We start from the raw sequence: 1,836 nt of genomic DNA, 5'->3' as shown, positions 1-1,836 counted from the left end.
ATATATAAAAAATATTATCAACAGCATATCATAAAATAATTATAAACATATGTTGATAATTATTTTTGATTTAAACGTTTTGTTAAATCATTTATAGCATTTTGAAGACTCTCATCTTTTTTTAAATTATTTGATATTTTTTCATAGGCATGTATTACGGTAGTATGATCTCTACCTCCAAATTCTTCTCCTATTTTAGGCAGTGACATATCTGTAAGTTTTCTACATAAATACATTGCTATTTGTCTTGGAAAAGCTACATTTCTAGTTCTTCTAGCTGATTTGAAATCAGACACCTTTAAATTATAGTAATTTGCTACTACATCTTGTATTAAGTCTATTGTAACTTGTTTAGATTGTTTACTTGAAATTATATCTTTTAATGCTTCTACGGCTAAATCAATGCTTATCTCCTTGTTTGTAAGTGAGGAAAAAGCAGCTATGCGTATTAATGCTCCTTCTAATTCTCTAATATTTGATTTGATTTTTGTAGCTATATATACCATGACTTCATTTGGGATGTTTAAATTTTCCACATCTGCCTTCTTTTTTAATATGGCCATCCTAGTTTCAAAATCTGGTGGCTGTATATCGGCTATAAGCCCCCATTCGAATCTGGATCTAAGTCTATCTTCTAATGTAGGAATTTCTTTTGGCGGTCGATCGCTTGATAAGATTATCTGTTTATTTGCTTCGTATAAAGCATTAAAAGTGTGAAAGAATTCTTCTTGGGTACTTTCTTTACCAGCTATAAATTGGATATCGTCTATTAATAGTACGTCTATATTTCTATATTTATTTCTAAATTCTACATTTTTATCATCTTTTATTGAATTTATGAGTTCATTTGTAAATTTTTCAGATGAAACATAAGTTACTTTAGATTTTTTATTGTTTTCTAATATATAATGGCCTATAGCATGCATTAAATGGGTTTTACCAAGACCTACTCCTCCATATATAAACAGTGGATTATATGCTTTGGCCGGTGATTCGGCTACAGCAAGAGATGCTGCATGAGCAAATCTATTACTATTTCCTATAACAAAAGAATCAAAAGTGTATTTGGGATTTAACATGGTTGTTTCGTCATTTGTGGTTATTGATCTTTTAGTATATTCTTGAGGCTTATTATCTAGTGTTAATGCTTCCTCTGATTTAGATAAAACTAAAAATTTAATATTATATTTTTTTGAGGTAATTAATTTTAATGCATTAGATATTAGGTTTGTATATTTACTGGATAATATTCCTTTAGTTAAGTCATTTGGTACGCTTAGTACGAAAGTATTATTTTCGATGGATACAGGAGTAATACTTTTAATCCATGTGTTAAAACTTACTTCAGTAATTTCACCTTTTATTATGTTTAAAGATTGTTCCCATATTTCGTTTGGATGGGCATTCATTTTGTATCCTCCAGTCTTAAAAAATAAATCTGAGTTTAAATATTCCATTATTATATTTTGTTGACATGTGTGTATAAAAATATTCACATGTGTATAATTAAGTTTATAAAATTAAGGTAAAAAAATTATAATTTTAAGTAGTAAAATAAATATTAACATTATTTACAATGAATAATGTTAGTAAAATAGGAAAATATATAGAAATAAAAAAAATTCAAAACAAGTTATGCACATACTTATCCACAATTGTGGATAAGTAGTATAAATTTTTAAGTTATTAACAATCCTCTATTTATAATATCAAAACAAAACAACCTATTCAAGAAATTATCCACAAAATATATATAAAAATATTAAACGTGAAATTTATACTTTTGAATTTATATTGACATTATAAGTTAGTGAATATATAATTTAATAGTAAAAC

Annotated in this window: 1 protein-coding gene; it reads right to left on the bottom strand. The window is 26.1% G+C overall.

Annotated elements, in window-relative coordinates; genetic code table 11:
- Positions 1 to 59: 59 nt before the first annotated feature.
- The gene (gene dnaA / locus J5G60_RS18125; RefSeq protein WP_150358970.1) at positions 60 to 1,409 is read right to left on the bottom strand and encodes a chromosomal replication initiator protein DnaA; all 1,350 of its coding nucleotides are present in this window, start codon (positions 1,407 to 1,409) and stop codon (positions 60 to 62) included.
- Positions 1,410 to 1,836: the final 427 nt, after the last annotated feature.

This window comes from Clostridium sp. HV4-5-A1G (assembly GCF_900184915.1).
In the GTDB taxonomy this organism is placed as follows: domain Bacteria; phylum Bacillota; class Clostridia; order Clostridiales; family Clostridiaceae; genus Clostridium_B; species Clostridium_B aromativorans.
The sequence above is the reverse complement of the archived record's forward strand: the minus strand, read 5'-3'. Positions and strand labels throughout refer to the sequence as shown.